The sequence below is a fragment of the Williamsia sp. DF01-3 genome (assembly GCF_023051145.1).
Lineage (GTDB): Bacteria > Actinomycetota > Actinomycetes > Mycobacteriales > Mycobacteriaceae > Williamsia.
This window is the reverse complement of sequence record NZ_JALKFS010000005.1, coordinates 732,302-747,068: the sequence shown is the minus strand read 5'-3', so window position 1 is coordinate 747,068 and position 14,767 is coordinate 732,302. Positions and strand designations below refer to the sequence as shown.

Sequence of the window (14,767 nt, the reverse complement as noted above, 5' to 3'; positions counted from 1 at the left end):
TACCGGCAACGTGGGTGTCGAGACGACCCCTCCCGCACCTGGGCGTCGTTTGCCACCCCTTTCGGGCCGTATTGTGTCTGCCATGTCTTCGCCCGTACAGTCCGATCGCCTGCGCCTGGTTGTGTTGTTCGGCGGTGTCTCCGCCGAACACGATGTGTCCTGCGTGACAGCAGCGCACGTCCTCGCAGCGGCCGACCGGTCCAAGTACGACCTGGTGCCGGTGGGCATCACCAAAGACGGCACCTGGTTCCGCAACGACAAGGCCATCGCGGCCCTGTCCGACCCTGACGTCTCGCTGCCCGACGCCCTCGAGCCCGCCGGCACCGAAGTCGATCCGCTCTCCGAACTGCTCGCGTCACCGGACGGGCTGCCCGTCGTCGTGTTGCCGTTGCTGCACGGCCCCCACGGCGAAGACGGAACCGTCCAGGGGATGTTGGAGCTGGCCGGGATCCCGTACGTCGGGGCGGGTGTTCTCGGGTCGGCCGTCTGCATGGACAAGGCACTCGCGAAAATCGTTGCCGCGCAGGCCGGAATCCCGCAGTGCCGGTGGATCGAGTACCGGGTGGGCGCGTCGGACCGCAGCACGCTGGTGGATCGCGCAGTCGCCGAACTCGGATTCCCGATGTTCGTCAAGCCTGCCAATCTCGGTTCTTCCGTGGGCATCTCGAAAGCGCACGACGAGGCCGAACTCATTGTTGCGGTGGAGCTGGCGCTGCGCTACGACGAAGTCGTCGTGATCGAAGAAGGCGTTGTCGGGCGCGAGATCGAAGTGGCCGTGCTGGGCAACAACGAGCCCGAGACGTCGGTCCCGGGCGAGGTGCGGCCGGGTGCCGAGTTCTACGACTACGAAGACAAGTACATCAACGGTGCTGCGGCACTGATGATTCCGGCCGAGCTACCGGCCAACGAGGCCGAACGCGTTCGTGAGCTGGCTGTGCAATCGTTCCGCGCGCTGCGATGCTCAGGGATGGCGCGGGTCGACTTCTTCTTCGAAGAGGGCGGGCGCGGCTGGTTGTTGAACGAGGCCAACACGATCCCCGGCTTCACACCCCACTCGATGTACCCGAAACTGTGGGAGGCCACCGGGCTCGACTACAGCTCGCTGATCGACAGGCTGGTCGAGCTGGCCCGCGAAAGGCACTCACTGCGAGCCGGATTCAGCACCGAACACTGACAGACCACCGCATAAGGCGCGGAACACCGTCAAGTGTCCCGCGCCCCAGCGATCGTGTGATCGGTCAGCCGGTTCCCACCAGTTTCGCGAATGCAACAACATTGTCCTGGTAGCTGCTCGCGCTCTCATCGAACGCGCCGCCACAGGTGATGAGGCGAAGACCCGCGAAGTCGAGCGTGCCGTAGACGAGGTCCGTCGGGAACTCGTCCTTGGGGAACGTCGTCACCTCGGTGACCTCGAATCGAGCGATGCTGCCGTCTTCACGGGTCACGGAGATCTCGGCACCGGGCTCGAGGTTGGCGAGCTCGAAGAAGACGCCTGGAACGCCGGCCCAGTCCACGTGTCCGGCAATGACTGCCGGGCCCGTCTCCCCCGGTGTCGGCGCCCCGGTGTACCAGCCTGCTGGGAAGCCTTCTGCCGGAACCTGCATCGCCCCTTGTGCATCGAGTCCGAGTCCCATCAACGACGAGTCGACGCCGATCGAAGGAACCTCGATGCGGGTGGGAATCGACTTGGTCAGCCCCGCTGCGTTGACCGCAGGATTGACGGCGGCATCCCTGGTCGGTACGTCGACGCCACCAGGCGACGACTGACCGGCACATCCCGTGGCCAGCACCGTGATCGCCAGCAGCAGAGCCGCGAGCACCGCCGACAGGCGAGGTGTTGTGCGTCTACCGCCGTTTCCGGTCGACGCGTCCGACGGAATCATCAGGAGACCTGGACACTGGAAGCCGTTGCGCGGCTGAATTGTTGGAGCCACTGAACACTCAGGGCGCTTGCGCTGCTTCCGTCGCCGGTGTTGACCGAACCACGCGGCACGTTGGGAACCTGACGACCCGGTGACGGCGCCTGGGGTGTGGTGTACTCCCCCGACTCCGGTGCCGGCTGGTTGTAGCCCGGCGCTCCGGGCTGTCCCGGTGCCCCTGGTCCACCCGGTGTCCCCGGTTGTCCTGGTCCACCCGGCTGTCCTGGTCCGCCCGGTGCTCCCGGCGCTCCTGGCTGACCCGGTCCACCCGGTGCCCCCGGCGCTCCTGGCTGACCCGGTCCGCCCGGTGCTCCCGGAAGGCCTGGCAGGCCAGGGATATTCGGCAGTCCCGGGATGGCCGGCAACGTCGGCATGGTTGTTGTTGTGTCTGCGGTTGGCAGCGTTGTTGTGGTCGTCGTGCCATCCGTTGTGGTCGTCGTACCGTCCGTGGTGGTCGTCGTACCGTCCGTGGTAGTCGTCGTGCCGTCCGTGGTAGTCGTCGTCTCGTCCGTGGTAGTGGTCGTCTCGTCCGTCGTGGTCGTCGTCTCGTCCGTCGTGGTCGTTGTGGTCGTCGTGGTGGTCTCCGTCGGCTCGTCCTCACACCCCGAATTGAAGATCGTGTTGTTGTTCAACGTCACCGCGGCATTCAGCGAGATGAGGCGTCCGTCGACCGTGGCTCCCTGACCCAAGGTGATGGCTTCACTGTTCGTGATGACCGTTCCGACAAATTCCGTGCCGGTACCAATCGTTGCGGCAGAGGGGATCTGCCAGAAGACATTGCATGCCTGCGCGCCATTGGTCAGTACCACACTGCTGTTCGCAGCGGTGGTGAGCGCGGAGGTGCTCTGGAAAATCCACACCGAGTCGTTCCGACCCTGTCCGTCCAGGGTGAGCGTGCCGGTGAGTCCCAGTACCCCGCCCGTGTCGTAGGTGTCGCCGAACAGAGTCTGTCCACCGAGTTCCACGCCCCCGAGTGTGGTCGCGTCCTGACCTGCAAGGTTGTTGTACGCCGTGTTTGCCGACCCACGCGCGAGCTCCGAATCCGGGACGCTGCGAACGGTCGGCGAAGGGACGATCTGATCTGCACCGGGGCCGACACCGGTGATGGTCGATGTGGTGGTCCCGATATCGCCGGCAGTGATGGTGGTGGTGTTGGTGTTGGTGATCCCGGAGTAGGCCAGAACCGCGAACTCCTCGGCGGTACCCAATGGAGGAGCCACCGCGGCAGCCGACGCAGCGGTGGAGGTGAACGTAATGGCGGCGAGGGACATGGCAACGATAGATGTCGCCGCCAAGAGCGCCTTTTTCACACGTGGATGTCGGGGACGCGCAGAATTATATTGCGGGTTACTACCCATGTCTGGCTCAGCTCATTCTTGAGTCTCGGAGATCGATGGCTGCACCGAATTTCGGCCAGGCACCACTCGCGTCCGCCTGGCTGAACCACGGGCCCCGCGCCACGATTCGCCTGGCTGCGTTACTCAGTCTCGATACTGAAACTCAATTAACACCAGCCGCTTGATCTTGAGTGAACGCCGGTTTCGCTGGCTTGTCAATCAAAAGTGATCGTTTGAGTTCTTTAAGCTGACAACAATCATTGGCCTATGAACGATGCTCTACGCAAACAAATGAGGCCCGACCCAAGCCGGCGGTATCGCCCACAATCGACACATGTGAGCCGCGTGGTATGCACCAATCATGTTGGAAAAAAGCATTTTTCGACCATTCCAGCAGTTGACGTAGTTCCCGACAAAAGACAATCTGTCCTAATAGACAATGCGTCCGCGAACGCCCGGCGTCGGCATACTCTGGGCAGATATCAGAGCTCGCGAACCGGTCATCAGCGATCGTCTAGATCATTGTTCTGAATGCCGGCTCCCGGGACACGCCGTGGGTAACTAGAACTGCAGTGCAGTTGACTCATGTCACAACCCGCGCGGGTCGGGAGCGACTGGCACGATGGGTCCGTGATCGACAAAGTGAATGGCCGGGTCTGGGTACACGGTGAACTGCAACCGCATTTCGACCTTGAGATGGTATCGGACTGCCTCGGCGACACGAGCCGTCTGGTGTGGGTTGACCTCGTCGATCCAACACATGAGGCACTGAGCAAACTGGCCGCGGAAATCGACCTCAACACCTGGGCAGTCGAAGACGCTCTGGCCGACGCTGAGCGGGTGAAGGCCACCGCTTACCCCACGCACCGTTTCGTCACGGTGTACGCCGTACACGTCGACGACAATCCCACGTCCGGCGCAGGCGCCGCTCTGCACAGCGACCGGATTTCTCTGTTCATCAAGCACAACGTGTTGATCACCGTGCGGCTGTCCGACCATTTCGACATGTCCGAGGTGATCGACCGCTGGGACGAGATGGGCGGCCAGCAGTACGGAATCGGTGCCCTCATCCACGGCCTGCTGGACGTGGTGGTGGATGGGCACTTCGCCGCGGTCCAGCGCCTGGACGATGGCATCGAAGACCTCGAGACCCTGCTGTTCGACGACAAGTACAACAGTCGGGTACTCCAACAGCAGACTTATCAGCTGCGGAAGGATCTGGTCTCGTTACGCCGGGTGGTGATGCCCATGCGGGAGGTGGTTGCCATGATCCAGCGGAGTCGTCTGGAGAACAATGCACCCACCGAACTCGACCCGAATTTCTCGGATCTGTACGACCACGTCCTGCGCGTCACGGAGTGGACGGAATCGTTGCGGGACATGGTCACAACGCTTTTCGAGACCAATTTGTCACTACAGGACGCGCGCCTGAACACGGTGATGAAGAAGCTCACCGGGTGGGCGGCGATCATTGCGGTGCCCACCGCCGTCACCGGCTTCTACGGACAAAACATCCCTTACCCCGGGTTCGACCACTACAGCGGTTTCATCTCCAGCACCGTGGTGATCATCGTGGCAGTGCTGGCGCTGTACATCCTGTTCAAGAAGCGCGACTGGCTCTGACTCGTTCAGCGAGCGCCGGCCGAACGGAGCCGGGCAGCTTCACGTACGGCAGCAGCGTTGGCCACCCCGGCACGCGACCCCGCGAGTTTGCCTGCGATGTGGTCGGCAACGGTCACCGGCGAATAGCGACTCCCGGCGCCCACACACGAGGGCAACGTGCTGATCGTGGCGTCGATGTTGCCGTCGTGGAAGTACGCAGCCGACCGGCGACGCTCGATCGTGCCGTCGACGATCGGCGGCTTGACCCGGTGCAGCGTCGACATCCACCGCTCGTTGGTCCACCGGGCCATCAGATCGCCGAGGTTGATCAGCAACGCTCCATCCGCCGGCGACACGTCGTGCCATATCCCGTCGTGCGCTAGCACCTGCAGTCCTTTGACCTGGTCCGCCCACAACACGGTCACGATGCCGTAGTCGGTGTGCTCCCCCATCCCGGTCAACTCGCCGTCGACCTCCACTTCGCCGGGTGGCAACGCATAGTTGTTCATACGCAACACATCCAGCGAGTGGTCGGTGAATTGTTCGAAGAAATCAGGTTCAAGATCTAGCGCGTCGGCGAACACCCGAGTCAGCGTGCGAGCCACCCTGGCGGCCTCAGCGAAGTAGGGTTCGACGCCGGCTTTGAACTCCGGGGCTTCGGATGGCCACAGGTTGTCGGCATAGTCGTCGGCCGGCAGATCGTGATCGGGATACTGCGCTGCCGCGACGCCCACGTTGAACGCTTCGAAAAAATCGTTCATCCGAGTAGCCGCTTCGACCCCCAGACTCAGTGACAACGACTCGGTCTTGGGCGGCGCATACCCGCGATTGATACGAGGCGGTGTGCGATAGGTCTTCTTCGTCTCGAGTGGAAGCGCGAAGAACTGGTCCATGGCCGTGGTGAACGCGTCGGTGATCTCGGGTGGGATTCCGTGGCCGAGGATTTGGATGAAGCCGATCTCGCGGCAGGCCTTGTCGATCTGTCTGGCGACCGCTGCACGTTCCTCATCGGTTCCGCGCCGCACGTAGGGCGAGATATCCACCAGGGGGACAATAAAATCGGATCCTGACATGTCTGTCTCCTCGCGGGACACGTGTCGACATCAAGTCAGTTGTGGACGTGAACCGCTGCAGCGGCAATGCTAGGTCAACCGGCCACGAGCCGCATGCCGGACGAGCGGCGTCAGGCTCCCAGCACCGTATTCACGTGGGTGGCGATCGCCTGCACCGCCTGCTCTGCGCCGGGGAGAACGTTGATCAGTTGAAAGAACCCGTGCATCTGTCCTTCGAAGATCGTCAACTGCACGGTCACTCCCCGATCGGCCATCAACGCTGCATAGGCCTCACCCTCGTCCCTGAGGACATCGTGTTCGGCCAGCAGCACCAATGCGGGCGGAGTGCCGGCCGGGTCTCCCTGTAGCGGTGACGCTTCCGGGCTGAGCCGGGTCGCGGGGTCAGGGGCGTAGTGGTCCCAGAACCAGATCATCGTGTCGCGGCCCAGCAGCAACTGATTCGCGGGGTCGAGGTAACTCACGGTGTCCACATCGTGACCGGTGACGGGGTACACCAGGATCTGCAGGGCGAGCGGCGGGCCCGATTCGGCCACCGCCCGCTGTGCCACCACTGCGGCCAGATTCCCGCCGGCGCTGTCGCCGGCAACGATGAGCGGCTCGTCCGGCCAGCTCGACGACGCCCACATCGTCGCGTCCCATGCATCGCGCACCGCATACGGAAAACGATGTTCGGGTGCGAGACGGTAATCCGGGGCCACCACAACACAGTTCGTGGCCTGAGCCAACCGGCGTGAGAGGGCGTCGTACTGGTCCACCGAACCGATCACCCAACCGCCACCATGAAAGAAGACGATGACGCCGCGAGTGCTGTCGGAAGCGCTGTAGACGCGCACCGGGATGTCATAACCGTCGTCGGCCGCAATCGTGTCGTCGCGCACCGCATGTAACCGTGGACCGACTCCGCTGAGGTCTCCGAGCGCAGTGCTGACCGACCGCGCCTGCGCCGGAACCAGTTCAGCGATGGGTGGTCCGCCGGCCTTGGCCAACTCGGCGAGCAGGGCGGTGGTCGCGTCATCGAGTGCCATGCAAACGAGCCTACCGAGCACACCACCGGTGCATGAGCGTCTTCAGCTCATGCACCGGTGGTGCGGCGTTCAGACCCGCGGGTCAGTCGCGCGGCGGCGGCGACACCTGCACGCCACCGGATTCGTGCTCCGGTCCGGCGTCGGGGTGTGATGCCGGGACGCGACTACGGAAACGGGCCGCTTCGCTCGGCCGGGGGTCCTGTCCGGATCCGCTGTGCGGCGGCCGCTGGAACGGACCCGGCTTGGGACGCGGCTTTCCACCCGGCAGTGCAAGACGGAAGATCGTACGGTGCACCTGGAACCACTGCTGTCCGAAAGGCCCTGTGTTGTACGGCAATCCGTATCGTTCACAGATGTCCTTGACCTTCGGCGCAACCTCTGAATAACGCGTGCTCGGCATATCCGGGTAGAGGTGATGTTCCACCTGGTAGCCGAGGTTTCCACTGATCACGTGGAACAGCGGGCTGCCCTCGATGTTGGCCGCGCCGAGCAACTGCCGGACGTACCAACCACCACGGGTCTCGTTCTCGGTTTCCTTCTGACTGAACGTGTACGTCTGGTCCGGGAAGTGGCCGCAGAAGATGATGGCGTGCGCCCAGACGTTGCGGATGATGTTCGCCGTGAAGTCCGCCGCGAACGTCGCGATGAAGGTCTGCTCGACGCCCGGGAGGGCCTTGTCCATCACGTTGGCAACGTTGCCCACCGCACCCTTGCCGCCCTGGACGCGGCGCAGCCTGCGCGCGAGGCGCGACGTCTTCGGCTGCTCGATCCTCCCACCGGACGCGATCTGGGTGAGCGCAAATGCGCCGGCGCTGATGGCCGGCCAGCCGATGTAGTCCTTGATCACCTGGCGGCGCGCCTTCACACCGATGCCCTTGATGTCGTGCCACAGCTCCGACATCGACTTCTCCCGCTTGCGGATCGCCTCCAGATCCAGATCATGCAGTGCTACACCCCATTCGAAGAACGCGGTGAGCAGGAAGTTGTAGAACGGCTGGGCAAGGTAGACAGGGTTCCAGCGCTGGTGCGGGTCGATCCGCATGATCTCGTAGCCGAGATCTTTGTCTTTGCCGCGGATGTTGGTGAACGTGTGGTGGATGTAGTTGTGCGAGTGACGCCAGGATTCACCGGTGGATGCGGTATCCCAGTCCCACACCGACGAGTGGATGTCCGGGTCGTTCATCCAGTCCCACTGGCCGTGCATCACGTTGTGGCCGATCTCCATGTTCTCGAGGATCTTGGCCATCCCGAGGCACGCGGTGCCTGCCACCCAGGACACCTTCGACCGCGACCCGAGCAGCAGCACGCGGCCGGCGACGGCCAGCTGACGCTGGGTGGCGATGACGTTCTTGATGTAGGCGCGGTCGCGATCACCGAGGTCCCCGTAGACCTCGTCATGGATCGCATCGAATTCTTTGCCCAGCTGTTCGATGGTCTCGTCGCTCAGATGCGCCAGCGGGTTCTCTGGGTCCGGAGTGATCGGACGGATTCGTTCGGCGTTGATGGTCATGGTGACTCCTAAAAGTTCTACAGTTCGATTTCGACGTCGCCCTCGGCGGTGTTCACGCAGATACGCACCGACGAGTTGATCGGTTCGCTGACATCCCCGGTCCGCAGATCCCTGATCTGACCGGACCGCAGGGTGCCCGTACAGGTGTGACAGATTCCGATGCGGCATCCGAACTTCAGTTCCAGTCCGGCTTCTTCGCCTGCAGTCAAAATCGGTGTTCCCGGGGAACACTCGACTTCCTTCTTACTCTTGGTGAAGGTGACGTTGCCGCCCTCTCCTTCGCCCGCCGCTCCACCGATGATCGGCTGGAAGCGTTCCAGATGGATCTTGTCGGACGCGTCGTGGCGGTCCCAGTGCTCGACCAACGCATCCAGCAATTCGCCTGGCCCTGAGGCCAGCGTCTCCCGCTCACGCCAGTCCGGAACCAGATCATCCATGTCCTCCGGCTTGATCCGGCCTTCTTCACCGGTACGCCGGATGATCAGACGCAACCCGTTCTGCCGCTCGTCCATGTCCTGGAGGTCTTTGTAGAACATGCACTGCTCTTCGGTGCGGGTGGAATGCAGCACCACCACATCGCGCACCTCATCGCGATGATCGAGGCTGCGCAGCATGCTCATGATGGGGGTGATGCCACTGCCGGCACTGATGAACAACATCTTCTCGGGCAATGGCTCGGGAAGGGTGAACACGCCCTCGATCTCGCCCAACCGGACGATCTCACCCGGCCTGATCTTCTGAACCAGGTACGGCGAGACGACGCCGTTCTCCACCAGCTTGGGCGTCACACCGATCAAACCGTCACGCGGCTCCGGATCAGACGTCAACGAATACGCACGCCAATAGAAGACACCGTCGATGACAAGTCCGAGCCGAACATATTGACCTGGCAGGTGACCCGGCCAGTCATAGCCCGGACGAATCCAGACGGTGGCGGCCTCGGCCCCTTCCGGACGTACCTCCTCGACGCGGCCACGGAGTTCTTTCGTGGTCCACAGCGGATTGATCATCTCGAGGTAGTCGTCGGGTTCCAACGGACTGAAGAGATGACTTATCGCGCGCAGGGCTCGCCTGCGCAACGTGGGCACATTGGGTGTTGCACCGCGCTCAGCCATTACTGCCTCCGCACCGGTGCGGCAGTGTCTTCGATGTGGGGTTATCTCGAACAATTCTCGGCACTTTTAAGACCCCTCGGCCGGCCCGATCACGGGCCTCATAGGACACCCTTGCCTGGGCTCGACGTCGGGTGTGGCTGCCACGTTGCCGTCCGCTACCAGCGGACTATGGCGACCATACGTTCCGGCGAACAATGACACCACCGATTGGTCGATTACGCTGCGAAGCAGGGCTTTAGGACCGGGTTCGTCTCACTGATTGAGAGCGCATTCACTGGGTACTCGGCGGGCGAACAATCCATGTCCGACCAGGAGCGACCATGACCAGATCCATTGCCGATCAGACCGAGTCCCAATTGGGCGGGTCCCGGAGTGTGCTGGTGCGCCAGAAACGCGACCACATCGAACTCGACCGACTACTGTATGCCATCGACGGTTCCGCCGGAGCGGACCGTGAGGACCTCATCAACAGCCTCTGCAAGCTGGTGTTCCCCCACGCGTTCGCCGAGGAATCAGTGCTGTGGCCCCTCGTTCGTGCCGAACTGCCCGATGGTGAGGAACTCACCCTTCAGATCGAACGTGAGCACCAGGAGATCAACGAGTTGTTCACCGAACTCGAGCAGATCGGCCCCGACACCCCGGAACATCGTGAACTGTTCGACCGCATCGCGGCAGTGCTCCGGGAAGATGTCCGGGACGAGGAAGACGTGTTGCTCCCCAAACTGCAGGACAGGGTGTCTCCGAAGCAGTTGCGGCAAATCGGCATGCAGTGGGAGGTCGTCCGCCGGACCGCGCCCACGCGGCCTCACCCGGTGGTCGCCCGGCGCCCACCGGGGAACGTGCTGGCAGCCCTCCCCTTGACCATCCTCGACAGGGGCCGCGACCAACTCGACGGCGCATCTCGACGAACCCACGGATCGACCGCCGCACGCCTGCGTACTGTGAGTGGAGCGCTGGCCGCCGCTGCCGGCCGCATCGAACACCTACCGCTCCTCACCAGGGGAGACCGGGCCGAGACACATCGCGAGTAGAGGCGTCATGATCACGAAACGCTGCGGCTGATGCGGGGCGTTTACCTCGCTCAGCTGAGCGCCCTGCACGAGCTGCTGGGCCAGATGTGCGATCTGGCCGGTGAGGCCATGGCGAGATCGACGCACGCGCTGTTGCGTGCCGACCTCGCGGTGGCGGAGGAGGTCATCACCGACCACGAGCAGATCGTCCGGATGTCGGCCGATGCTGAGGAGCGCGCCTTCGCACTGCTGGCGCTGCAGGCTCCGGTTGCCGGTGATCTGCGCGCCATCGTGTCGACATTCCAGATAGTTGCCGACGTCGACCGGATGGGCGCCCTTGCGCTGCACGTCGCCAAGGTCGCCCGGCGCCGACACCCGGACAAGGCTGTGCCCGAAGACGTCCACGGCTACTTCGCCGAGATGGGTCGTCTGGCCGTCAACCTTGCCAACAACGCCAGTGAGGCGCTCAAGAGTCAGAACCCTGAAGACGCGATGCGGCTACGCGAAGACGACGACGCGATGGACGCTTTGCACGAGCATCTCTTCACCGTGCTGCTGGACCGCAACTGGCAACACGGGGTGCCGTGCGCGGTGGACGTGACCCTGCTCGGCCGCTACTACGAGCGCTTCGCAGACCACGCGGTACTCATCGGTCAACGGGTGGTCTTCCAGGCGACGGGCAAGTCGCCCGCACCGAGCAGGAAGTCGTAGTACGCAAACCCCGGTCAGGCGCTCGTGTCACGGGCAGGATGATCCGTCTCGACCAACTGACGTGCGATGTCGGCGATCGGGGTGTTGGAATCCTGGCTCAGCTTTCGGAGCAACTCGAAGGCCTGGAGGCTGTCGATGCTGAAACGCTCCATGATCATGCCCTTGGCCTGCCCTATCACGTCGCGGCTGGCCAGCGCGCTGGTGAAGTGTTCTTTCTCTTTCGCCCGGTACAAGGCAAGGGCGGCGTGAGTGGCGTACACCAGGCCGGTTTCCTCTGCGGCGAGCGAGAAGGCGTTCGCCTGGTCTGAGAACAGGTTGAGCGCGCCCATCGATTGCTCGTTGCTGTAGAGCTCGAAGGACAGACTGGACTTGACGGATGTCTGGGCCAGTGCCTCGGCGACGAACTTGGGGAACCGCTTCTCGGTGGTGAAGTCGTCGAGGCGGAAGGTGGTGTGCTCCCAAGCGGCCTCGAGGCAAGGGCCTTCGCCGACGTCCATCTGAATGGCGTCGAGCTTCTCCACAACAGGATCGCTTGCCGCAACGGACTGCGTCTTCTTCTTGCGCTTCTCCACCAGCAGGATGCCCGCGTACATGGTGCCATCCACATGCTCGACCGCTCCGGCGGTGATCGACTCCAGGACCGAATCCACATCGCTGCCGGCCAGCGATGAGTTGTGCATACCGCGGGCCAGATTGGCGATTGCAATGTGGATATCGTTGCCCTGATTGTCGACCACGCGCGGCTCCATCTACTCGGTTCGCACGCTTTGTGACGTGCAGGCGCACCGCGCGCCCGAACTTGCTACGCCGAAGCGCGGCGAGTTGCCGGGGACAACTCCTCGGTCAGTGCCTGCAGTGCGTCCTCAATGGTCGCATACAGGCTGATGGTCTGGTCGAGTCCGACGAGCTTGATGGGACGAGCCGTGGACGACCCCTCGGCGACAACGCCGAACCGTCCGCCAGACGGGAGCACCGCATCGTGCGCGTTGACCAGCGCGGCCATGCCGACCGACGAAAGGAAGTCGGTGTAGGTCAGATCGATGATCAGGCCTTCGGGACGCCCCGCGACTGCTTCATCGACCGCCTCGGTGAGCTGGGGAACCGTCAACAAATCGATGCTTCCCCACACAGTGAGGGCAACGATACTTCCGTGCGACACAGTCGCGATGGTGAGTGTTCCGCCGGCGAGTTCAGCACTATCGGAAATGAAATCTGATTTAGAAACTATGTGCGCCACGATCGACCCCTAAAAGTTGTCGGGCAAGAAGCGCTACGGCGAGCTTATTCACCGGTCCGCGCAGGGCGGCTCCTCTTCAACCGACTTCTCCATAGTGTCACATCGGGCACCGATGGCAATAGCCCGACAACCACAGGCGGCTTCCCGACGACCCTCAATAGGGGCATCGGGAAGCCGAATGTGGTTGTCGGGCAGTATCTTATCCGGTGGACGCGCTATCGTGACCGGCGATCAAACCCCCGCGACCAAATCTCGTTGTTCACACGCGAGACGTGTGCCGGTTGCGTCCGAGCAGCACCCCGAGAGCGACCATGCCTACGCCCAGGACGAAGTGCAGCCAGTCATCTGCCGAGTTCACCGGGACGAAGTTGGCGGCCGAGTCCTTGTCGATGACCAGACCGTAGAGCCAAAGTGCCAGGTAGATGACGCCTCCGACGATCAGATACGACTTCGCGGTGGCTGCCGCCCGGGCGAGGACGATTCCTGCGACACCAAAGGCCACGTGCACGAGGTTGTGCAGAATTGAAACGTTGAAGATCCCGAGCAACTTTGCGTCTGAATGGTGGCTGGCGAAGGACATGGTGTCGTAGTCGGTGGTGATGCCCGGGATGAAGCCCAGGATTCCGACCAGCAAGAACACTGCGCCTACCGCAAGTGCGGCCAATTGGACCGGGGAACGCTTGGTGGTGCGCGGGTTGCGGGTACTCCGTGTACTCATTGTGCTAGCCCTTCACATTGATGAAGATGTTTCTCTGGGCAAAACGCCCGTCCGACCTCTGTAGGGTTCCGACGCGGCCGAACCTGCTGCACCCGCATCCGTCCCTTGCCGGCCGAATACCCGCCCACCCAGTGGTTAAACGCTCGTAACCAGGTTGTTTTCATAGTTAAACCGAAGCTTTACTGCCGCCGTCGAGCCTGCCATGGGTCACCAAAACCAGTCTGGTTGTCTTTATAGCGGCGCTCCCTGAAAGCCACTGTCGCTCAAACAAAATTCCGACCGCCCGTTGTGCCGACAGTTTCCCGGTTCCGCACGCGGGGTAGGCCCACATCAACAACAACTGGCGCGGAGGACAGCATGAAGGCAATGGTTTACCGAGGTCCATACAAAGTGCGCGTGGAGGAGAAAGACATTCCTCCGATCGAACACCCCAACGACGCCATCGTGAGGGTGACCCGCGCGGCGATCTGCGGCTCAGATCTGCATCTGTACCACGGCATGATGCCCGATACACGTCCCGGAATGACGTTTGGTCACGAGTTCATCGGAGTGGTCGAATCGGTGGGCTCGTCAGTCCAGAATTTGTCGCCGGGCGACCGGGTGATGGTGCCGTTCAACATCTACTGCGGCTCCTGTTACTTCTGCGCCCGCGGACTGTATTCCAACTGCCACAACGTCAATCCGAACGCCACGGCGGTCGGGGGCATCTATGGCTACTCGCACACGTGCGGTGGATACGACGGAGGCCAGGCCGAGTTCGTCCGCGTCCCGTTCGCCGATGTGGGCCCCGCGATCATCCCCGAGTGGATGGACGACGAAGACGCGTTGCTGCTGACCGACGCGCTGGCCACCGGCTACTTCGGCGCACAGCTCGGCAGTATCCGAGAGGGCGACACGGTGGCCGTTTTCGGCGCGGGACCGGTGGGTCTCTACGCAGCCCTCTCATCGTGGTTCATGGGCGCCGGACGGGTGATCGTGATCGATCACCTCGAGTACCGCCTCGACAAGGCCCGCACTTTCGCGCACGCCGAAACCCTCAACTTCGCGGAATACGACGACATCGTGGTGCAGATGAAGAAGTCCACGGACTATCTCGGTGCAGACGTGGCCATCGATGCAGTGGGCGCAGAAGCGGACGGGAATTTTCTGCAGCACGTTGCGGCATCGAAGTTCAAGTTGCAGGGCGGTTCTCCCGTTGCCCTCAACTGGGCCATCGACTCGGTCCGCAAAGGCGGAACCGTGTCGGTGATGGGTGCATACGGACCGATGTTCAGCGCCGTCAAGTTCGGTGACGCGATGAACAAGGGACTGACCCTCCAGATGAACCAGTGTCCCGTCAAACGGCAATGGCCACGGCTGTTCGAGCACATCAGGAACGGCCACATCAAGCCGAATGACATTGTCACGCACCGCATCCCGCTCGAGCACATCGCCGAGGGCTACCACATCTTCTCGTCGAAGCTCGACGAGTGCATCAAACCGATCATCGTCACCGACGCGGCCTGAGGAG

General features: G+C 62.7%; 14 protein-coding genes. 5 read left to right on the top strand and 9 right to left on the bottom strand.

Features of this window, described 5'->3' with window-relative positions:
• The first annotated feature begins 82 nt into the window (after positions 1 to 82).
• The gene (locus tag MVA47_RS05430) at positions 83 to 1,174 is read left to right on the top strand and encodes a D-alanine--D-alanine ligase family protein (protein ID WP_247206994.1); all 1,092 of its coding nucleotides are present in this window, start codon (positions 83 to 85) and stop codon (positions 1,172 to 1,174) included.
• Positions 1,175 to 1,238: 64 nt separating this feature from the next.
• Here MVA47_RS05430 and MVA47_RS05425 read toward each other — a convergent pair whose 3' ends face one another.
• Together MVA47_RS05425 and MVA47_RS05420 are read right to left on the bottom strand one after the other, a co-directional pair.
• Positions 1,239 to 1,883 (bottom strand): class F sortase, encoded by a 645-nt coding sequence (locus MVA47_RS05425; protein ID WP_247206993.1) that lies wholly within the window; start codon positions 1,881 to 1,883, stop codon positions 1,239 to 1,241.
• Positions 1,883 to 3,214, bottom strand: a complete 1,332-nt coding sequence (locus MVA47_RS05420) for an ice-binding family protein (protein WP_247206992.1) — start codon at positions 3,212 to 3,214, stop codon at positions 1,883 to 1,885. The genes MVA47_RS05425 and MVA47_RS05420 overlap by 1 nt, the downstream gene beginning before the upstream one ends.
• 627 nt (positions 3,215 to 3,841) lie before the next feature.
• Between MVA47_RS05420 and MVA47_RS05415 the strand changes: the two genes are divergently transcribed.
• Entirely contained in the window at positions 3,842 to 4,879 is a 1,038-nt protein-coding gene (locus MVA47_RS05415) for a magnesium transporter CorA family protein (RefSeq protein ID WP_247206991.1), read from the top strand.
• Positions 4,880 to 4,884: 5 nt separating this feature from the next.
• Here MVA47_RS05415 and MVA47_RS05410 read toward each other — a convergent pair whose 3' ends face one another.
• The 4 genes from MVA47_RS05410 to MVA47_RS05395 all read right to left on the bottom strand — a co-directional run bounded on the left by MVA47_RS05410 (position 4,885) and on the right by MVA47_RS05395 (position 9,581).
• Positions 4,885 to 5,931, bottom strand: a complete 1,047-nt coding sequence (locus MVA47_RS05410; RefSeq protein WP_247206990.1) for an isopenicillin N synthase family oxygenase — start codon at positions 5,929 to 5,931, stop codon at positions 4,885 to 4,887.
• Positions 5,932 to 6,041: 110 nt separating this feature from the next.
• Complete coding sequence (locus tag MVA47_RS05405; RefSeq protein ID WP_247206989.1) at positions 6,042 to 6,956, bottom strand: alpha/beta hydrolase; 915 nt, start codon at positions 6,954 to 6,956, stop codon at positions 6,042 to 6,044.
• Positions 6,957 to 7,038: 82 nt separating this feature from the next.
• Positions 7,039 to 8,466 carry an acyl-CoA desaturase gene (locus tag MVA47_RS05400; RefSeq protein ID WP_247206988.1) on the bottom strand — a complete coding sequence of 476 codons (1,428 nt, stop codon included), beginning with the start codon at positions 8,464 to 8,466 and terminating at the stop codon, positions 7,039 to 7,041.
• Between the two features lie 17 nt (positions 8,467 to 8,483).
• A complete protein-coding gene (locus tag MVA47_RS05395) occupies positions 8,484 to 9,581 on the bottom strand; it encodes a ferredoxin reductase (protein WP_247206987.1) in 1,098 nt (365 codons plus the stop codon).
• A gap of 320 nt (positions 9,582 to 9,901) precedes the next feature.
• Here MVA47_RS05395 and MVA47_RS05390 point away from each other — a divergent pair, with 320 nt between their 5' ends.
• Positions 9,902 to 10,612: a hemerythrin domain-containing protein gene (locus tag MVA47_RS05390; protein ID WP_247206986.1), complete on the top strand. Its 711-nt coding sequence runs from the start codon at positions 9,902 to 9,904 to the stop codon at positions 10,610 to 10,612.
• A gap of 30 nt (positions 10,613 to 10,642) precedes the next feature.
• Positions 10,643 to 11,302 carry a phosphate signaling complex protein PhoU gene (phoU, locus tag MVA47_RS05385; protein WP_247206985.1) on the top strand — a complete coding sequence of 220 codons (660 nt, stop codon included), beginning with the start codon at positions 10,643 to 10,645 and terminating at the stop codon, positions 11,300 to 11,302.
• 14 nt (positions 11,303 to 11,316) lie between these two features.
• Here phoU and MVA47_RS05380 read toward each other — a convergent pair whose 3' ends face one another.
• The 3 genes from MVA47_RS05380 to MVA47_RS05370 all read right to left on the bottom strand — a co-directional run bounded on the left by MVA47_RS05380 (position 11,317) and on the right by MVA47_RS05370 (position 13,257).
• Positions 11,317 to 12,039, bottom strand: coding sequence for a GAF and ANTAR domain-containing protein (locus tag MVA47_RS05380; protein WP_247206984.1), 723 nt, complete (start codon positions 12,037 to 12,039; stop codon positions 11,317 to 11,319).
• Between the two features lie 65 nt (positions 12,040 to 12,104).
• Complete coding sequence (locus MVA47_RS05375; RefSeq protein ID WP_308280494.1) at positions 12,105 to 12,539, bottom strand: STAS domain-containing protein; 435 nt, start codon at positions 12,537 to 12,539, stop codon at positions 12,105 to 12,107.
• Positions 12,540 to 12,798: 259 nt separating this feature from the next.
• Positions 12,799 to 13,257 (bottom strand): DUF4383 domain-containing protein, encoded by a 459-nt coding sequence (locus MVA47_RS05370; RefSeq protein WP_247206982.1) that lies wholly within the window; start codon positions 13,255 to 13,257, stop codon positions 12,799 to 12,801.
• Between the two features lie 357 nt (positions 13,258 to 13,614).
• Between MVA47_RS05370 and MVA47_RS05365 the strand changes: the two genes are divergently transcribed.
• Positions 13,615 to 14,763 (top strand): zinc-dependent alcohol dehydrogenase, encoded by a 1,149-nt coding sequence (locus MVA47_RS05365; RefSeq protein ID WP_247206981.1) that lies wholly within the window; start codon positions 13,615 to 13,617, stop codon positions 14,761 to 14,763.
• The last annotated feature ends 4 nt before the right edge of the window (positions 14,764 to 14,767 follow it).

Excerpts from the sequence above, each read along its gene's own strand:
- MVA47_RS05430 (WP_247206994.1), top strand. The coding sequence starts at position 83 with ATGTCTTCGCCCGTACAGTCCGATCGCCTGCGCCTGGTTGTGTTGTTC.
- MVA47_RS05425 (WP_247206993.1), bottom strand. The coding sequence starts at position 1,883 with ATGATTCCGTCGGACGCGTCGACCGGAAACGGCGGTAGACGCACAACA.
- MVA47_RS05415 (WP_247206991.1), top strand. The coding sequence starts at position 3,842 with ATGTCACAACCCGCGCGGGTCGGGAGCGACTGGCACGATGGGTCCGTG.
- MVA47_RS05410 (WP_247206990.1), bottom strand. The coding sequence starts at position 5,931 with ATGTCAGGATCCGATTTTATTGTCCCCCTGGTGGATATCTCGCCCTAC.
- MVA47_RS05405 (WP_247206989.1), bottom strand. The coding sequence starts at position 6,956 with ATGGCACTCGATGACGCGACCACCGCCCTGCTCGCCGAGTTGGCCAAG.
- MVA47_RS05400 (WP_247206988.1), bottom strand. The coding sequence starts at position 8,466 with ATGACCATCAACGCCGAACGAATCCGTCCGATCACTCCGGACCCAGAG.
- MVA47_RS05395 (WP_247206987.1), bottom strand. The coding sequence starts at position 9,581 with ATGGCTGAGCGCGGTGCAACACCCAATGTGCCCACGTTGCGCAGGCGA.
- MVA47_RS05390 (WP_247206986.1), top strand. The coding sequence starts at position 9,902 with ATGACCAGATCCATTGCCGATCAGACCGAGTCCCAATTGGGCGGGTCC.
- phoU (WP_247206985.1), top strand. The coding sequence starts at position 10,643 with ATGCGGGGCGTTTACCTCGCTCAGCTGAGCGCCCTGCACGAGCTGCTG.
- MVA47_RS05370 (WP_247206982.1), bottom strand. The coding sequence starts at position 13,257 with ATGAGTACACGGAGTACCCGCAACCCGCGCACCACCAAGCGTTCCCCG.
- MVA47_RS05365 (WP_247206981.1), top strand. The coding sequence starts at position 13,615 with ATGAAGGCAATGGTTTACCGAGGTCCATACAAAGTGCGCGTGGAGGAG.